Source organism: Janthinobacterium sp. LPB2021202312-11-4 (assembly GCF_037049705.1).
Taxonomy (GTDB): Bacteria; Pseudomonadota; Gammaproteobacteria; order Pseudomonadales; family Pseudomonadaceae; genus Aquipseudomonas.
On the sequence record NZ_JBAGKV010000065.1, the window covers coordinates 1 to 4,950 of the forward strand.

General features: G+C 50.4%; 5 protein-coding genes. 2 read left to right on the plus strand and 3 right to left on the minus strand.

Annotation, left to right across the window (positions count from 1 at the left end):
* Both V5E99_RS30720 and V5E99_RS30725 read left to right on the plus strand, forming a co-directional pair.
* A partial coding sequence (locus V5E99_RS30720; protein WP_499806267.1) for a DUF3387 domain-containing protein occupies positions 1-645 on the plus strand: 645 nt, incomplete at its 5' end.
* Between the two features lie 91 nt (positions 646-736).
* Positions 737-1,201, plus strand: coding sequence for a hypothetical protein (locus tag V5E99_RS30725; protein ID WP_499806269.1), 465 nt, complete (start codon positions 737-739; stop codon positions 1,199-1,201).
* A gap of 921 nt (positions 1,202-2,122) precedes the next feature.
* On the opposite strand, the gene V5E99_RS30730 is transcribed toward V5E99_RS30725, so the two are convergent.
* The 3 genes from V5E99_RS30730 to V5E99_RS30740 all read right to left on the minus strand — a co-directional run.
* A complete protein-coding gene (locus V5E99_RS30730; RefSeq protein WP_499806271.1) occupies positions 2,123-3,427 on the minus strand; it encodes a phosphatidylinositol-specific phospholipase C domain-containing protein in 1,305 nt (434 codons plus the stop codon).
* Positions 3,428-3,838: 411 nt separating this feature from the next.
* Complete coding sequence (locus V5E99_RS30735) at positions 3,839-4,222, minus strand: hypothetical protein (RefSeq protein ID WP_499806272.1); 384 nt, start codon at positions 4,220-4,222, stop codon at positions 3,839-3,841.
* An 11-nt stretch (positions 4,223-4,233) separates the two neighbouring features.
* Positions 4,234-4,950: hypothetical protein (locus tag V5E99_RS30740; RefSeq protein ID WP_499806273.1), on the minus strand; the 717-nt coding region annotated here is incomplete at its 5' end.

Consider the following 4,950-nt stretch of genomic DNA (forward strand, 5'->3'; position numbering starts at 1 on the left):
GCCATTCGCCAAATCATCGGCAATGCGGTGGTCTCCGGCGAGGTGGTGGATATTTTTGAAGCCGTGGGCCTGGAGAAGCCCAATATCGGCCTGCTCGACGACGCGTTTCTCGCCGAGGTGCGCAATCTTCCCGAGAAGAACTTGGCGGTGGAGCTGTTGGAGCGTTTGCTCGAAGGCGAAATCAAGAGCCGTTACAGTACTAATCTGGCCCAGGAGAAGAAGTTCTCAGAGTTACTGGCCAATGTGATTAAACGCTACCAAAACCGCTCCATCGAAACCGCTCAGGTCATCGAAGAGCTGATTGAAATGGCCAAGAAATTCGCCACCGCGAGTCAGCGTGGCGATGCACTGGGGCTCAATGACGACGAGCTGGCGTTTTACGATGCCTTAGCCAACAACGAGGCTTCGGTGCGGGAACTTGGCGACGAGATCCTGGCCAAAATTGCCCACGAGCTGACCGCTAGCCTGCGAGCCAACGTCAGTGTCGATTGGAGCAGCCGTGAAAGCGTGAGGGCAAAACTGCGCATCCTGGTACGGCGAATTCTGCGCAAGTATAAGTATCCGCCGGATCAAGCCGAGGAAGCGGCTCAGTTGATACTTAATCAAGCAGAGACGCTCTGTGAGGCGTGGCTAGATGCAGCGTAAGCTCCGCAAGCCTGTCAGCGAGACAGATTTACGCGACAAATCATAGCCAACGAATACAGAGATCATCGCTTGTCGCATAAAAGGAAAGGCTATGGCAAAAACTCCTCTAAGTAAGCTTTCAAAAAAACGTGGCCGGCCTCGATTAGAGACGCTGTTCGCTAGGTATGAAATACAGATCACAAGTTGGGATTTTAGCTGGTCGTTCTACCTATCTAGTCCTACAGACCGGTGGCAAGGGAAAAGCCACTTTAAGGAGATGGCCACCTTGACCTTGGAGGGGCGTGTTATTGATCCGGAGGAATTCAAATATCCAGAAGCACTTCTGCGTTTAGTAGCGGATCCATGGCTGGATACCTTAGTAGAGCAGCCATCGGCCATCGGCTCGCTCCACATCAATGACAAACAGTTGACGGGCTATGTGTGTATTCCCAGCCATCAAATGCCCATGCTGGTGAGTGCAGCAAACCGATTGTTATTTATCGAGCTCAATGGAACACCGTTGCGGTATCGCAAAGCTCTAATCAGAGATCTCCATTTGAGTACGGCGCCTGAATAACGGCTGCCCCCCGAATCCGTTCCACCTATTCAGGCCGATTCCATCGCTGCGGTGATCATAGAGTTGCTTGGTACGGGTCAACGATGGAAAACCATCGATTCCTTGATCCAAAATCAACGAAAACCAACTCGCCCTCGAAGCAGCCATCCTTGAGCTCTCGAACTGGATCGAGTCGCGCGGTCGGCTGAAGTAGCCGATAACGTCCGAGGCGTCAACTGCTTCCAGAAATCTTGATTCGCTCAACCGGCTAGCAAGATCTATCCCTCGAGCACGTAGCACGGACAGCAAAATCGCGATGCTTCGGAGCGCTTGCTCGATTGTTGCGCTGGCCACGTTACTGGATCGAAGTGCAGAGACGACCCAAAGCGTTGCGTCAAAGTGAGGAAGACCGCTCGCTCGATCTATCAGCGCCGGAAGGCGTTCTCCGCTTGCGCAGCGGATAGTTTTGACATAGAAATGCATCATTATTTGCAATTCCGTCAGGTACCCAATAAACATTTTTTACGAAAAATTTGGAGTTTTGTCAATATCGCATATTGGCCCCATAAATCGGGATCTCCAGCCTACTTATTTTCATTTTTACAGGAGTGCCACATATTGGCTCAATACCCCCATCTGCGCTATTAGTTTTTAGTCACGTTTAAGCGTCACTGGCGAGCCCAGATAATCATTGGCTTTCCAGTCTTCCCAGCATCTCTCTCATCACGATCCTGTGTCAGAGCAGGATTTTTAGTTAATTTTTGCCGACCTTGAATCAAATTTAGGTCCAAAATCTAACTTTTTTGCATGCGCTCATGACACTAGAGCCGATTTATTTCTCACGATTGACGTGTGGCGAGAGGAATCAAAATATCATGCAATTCCGGGGGCCAGAAATAAGCCGGCGTTACGCCGGCTCCACGATTCATGGCTATCGATCGCTTACAGATTTGTTTGCACGATTACGCCGCTGATATTAGCCAAGTTGAAGTCCATAGCGATGATGCCGAAACGGCCTTGGTTGGCGATGAAGTAGTCGATCATTTTCGGGTTGATCTGGTTGGCCATCTTTTCCGGGTTAGGGATCGGACTGAGGGTGCTGGCACCGGTAGCGCTGCTAAAATTGATAAACAGGCGTTCCTGGTTAGCACTCCTGGCCCTCTCAAGAAGATAGCGTATGCAACTCCATTTTTTCTCTGCATTGTTGCTGTCGTATTGATCTTGAATTTCCATGGTAGCCAAGGGAGAGTTCATGACAAACGTGGTGTCATCCTTCCATCCGGGATTGCCGGCAAGGCCCAATTCCTCTGATGGATTGTTTTTTTCGAAGCGGCGCAAGAGCACGATCTTGCCCCTGACTTCTCTCAGCTTGGGGAAACGGTTGTCGAGGAACCAACGATTCAAGGAAGTGGTGAGATAAGCCTCAAATTGTTCCTGGAAGGTTCCGACCGGATGATCGCCACCGCCTTCGTTTTTCACCGACATCACCAGTGTCTCACCTGGGTTGACGCTGAGGAATTGGTAGCATTGGTCAAGTACTTCCTGAAAACCGATTTTTTGGTAGACCGAGCCGTGGAAAATCGATAAATGGCTTTCGCTGTGTCGGCAGCGGATGTCGAGAAAGCGGACACCGGCGTTCATTTGATCAATCAGGCTGCGGGTTTGTGTTTCAACCGCATATCCGCCATACAGGGCACAACTGTCATGGGTGCCGGGCAGGGAAATTTGTTCCAGTGATTTGTTGTCGTCCAGCTGGCTCATCCAGTTAGTCAGGTTGTATTCGTTGAAGATCATCCACTTGAATTTGGCGCTGGCCCGCTCGCTGGTAGACGCCGATGAGCGGGCCTCCACCAGATGGTCACCGTCGCTGATATCGGTGTCCGCAGCGAAAGTGGCCCCGTGCTTCACGTTGGTGATGGCGTAGAAATTGCCTTCCCGAATGATCCGCCATTTGAATTTGTCCTGCGCCAAATCGCTGCTGCTGGCACCGGGCCGGGCCTCCACCATATGGTCGCTTCCTTTCTTGTCACCATCGGCGGCGAAGATATAACCGTACTTGCCATTTTTGATGTGGAAGCAGCCGTTCCCTGCGTCGCTGATTTCCCAAAGGAATTTGCTGTCCGCAGCCATTGTGGCACAAGAACTGGGACGGGTTTCGACGACGTGGTCATTGTCTTTCTTGTCGCTGTCGGCGGCGAAGAGGTAGTTATAACTGCAATTGGCGATCAGAAACTGGCCTGAGAACATGTGAAATCCTTTCCAAATGGTTGGCTGATAGCGTTGGACGCTGCGCGTGACGAAATTCTTCGGAAAATATGATTATGCCATCTTATGCTAGCTGTATTTTTCGATGGGATTGCTCTTTTTTTATCCTGCGCGGACGGTTTCTGCCAGAATACACATGATCGATGTTAGAGCCCTTCTTACCGTTGGCTCCTCGACCGTCACGAAGGATGAATCAGCCCTTGGTGTGCTGTGGTCGAGTGGCCAGCCTGGCGACTGTATGGCCCATCATCGTTGAGGCGTAGTACCGGTGCTGTTGTTTGCTAGCCAATCAATAGCGGATAGTAGCGTGATCCCATCAGCCGGACGGGGATGCGGCATCGGCCTCAACAACCGGTGTCCTTGTGTCACTCTTAATTGTCTGAAACCAGCTGATTAATTCCTGAACTGAACCAGCGGTCGATCCAGCATCGATTGAGATACGCCATGCATATCCGCATTGGCCTGCCAAGTGAGGAAGCGTGCAAGAAGTTGTTGATTAACAGCCTTAAGCTGCTGATTTGCTTCAGTCAGCTTTTCAATGCGCTCATTTGCTAGGTGAATGTCTTTAACCCACCCTGGCTTCTCAGTTGGCGCTTTGAGCGCAGCCTTACGATCCTTCATTGCCATGTCTACCGCTGACAGTTTCATCAAGGACTGGCGAGCCCTATTGATGCTCAGCTTGGTTTTGCAGGCCTCGACTAGAAGAGGCCAGGTCAGCTTAGGTTCAGACCATTCTTGAATTAGCTTGACGATGCGCGCTTCGTCTTTCTTCGTCAAATGTCCCACATCTATACCTCAATACTGTCTAGCATAGCCGCCAGTTTGTCTAAAGAAGACAACGCCTCTTGTTTCGGTGCTTCAATTGTTTTTGCGTCGATAAGTCCCGCCATTGCGGCAGCATTTTTGGTCAAGTTCCAGCCATTATCAACATTCCACACGATGTCCCCGTTCTTGAGCTCAGGACTCTCTAAGACTTTGATCAAAGTTTCGCATTTGAACAGGTCTAGCCCTGTTTTTTTGCGCCACTCAGAGGCGCCGAAATCTTCTTGAGCTTCGGCAGTCGCAGCTTTTTCATAGCGCTGCTTTAGGTAAGCCCTCTCTTCCTTAAGATTGGCTAGCTTTACATCATCACCCTTCACACAGGCCAAGTTTCCACAAGTCAAACACGCACCCATTTTAGGGCAGGGTTCACTCTCAAACGAGTGTATACAAAGACCGAGGTGAGTTTTATGAATAACTCGATCTTGGTTACCCTCACCAATAGCAATCAAATCACTGAGATTCAAAGGTTCATTCGTATGAATCTTTTCCAGGCACTTCGCTGCATTACTCTGCTTGGTTTTAGGGTGCACTGACGCAACCGCTTGGCGCTGTTCTTCAACAGTTATATGGTTATAGACCGATCCTTGGGTAGTGCGTCCCGAAAACGCATCGATCAGCAGTTGCGAAAGGCCTGCCCGATGCATTTCCGTATTCAGTTCGTGACGAAAAGCGTGCGTGTTCAC

Bases quoted from the DNA above. Each gene is read 5' to 3' on its own strand.
- V5E99_RS30730 (WP_499806271.1), bottom strand. From the start codon at position 3,427: ATGTTCTCAGGCCAGTTTCTGATCGCCAATTGCAGTTATAACTACCTC.
- V5E99_RS30725 (WP_499806269.1), top strand. From the start codon at position 737: ATGGCAAAAACTCCTCTAAGTAAGCTTTCAAAAAAACGTGGCCGGCCT.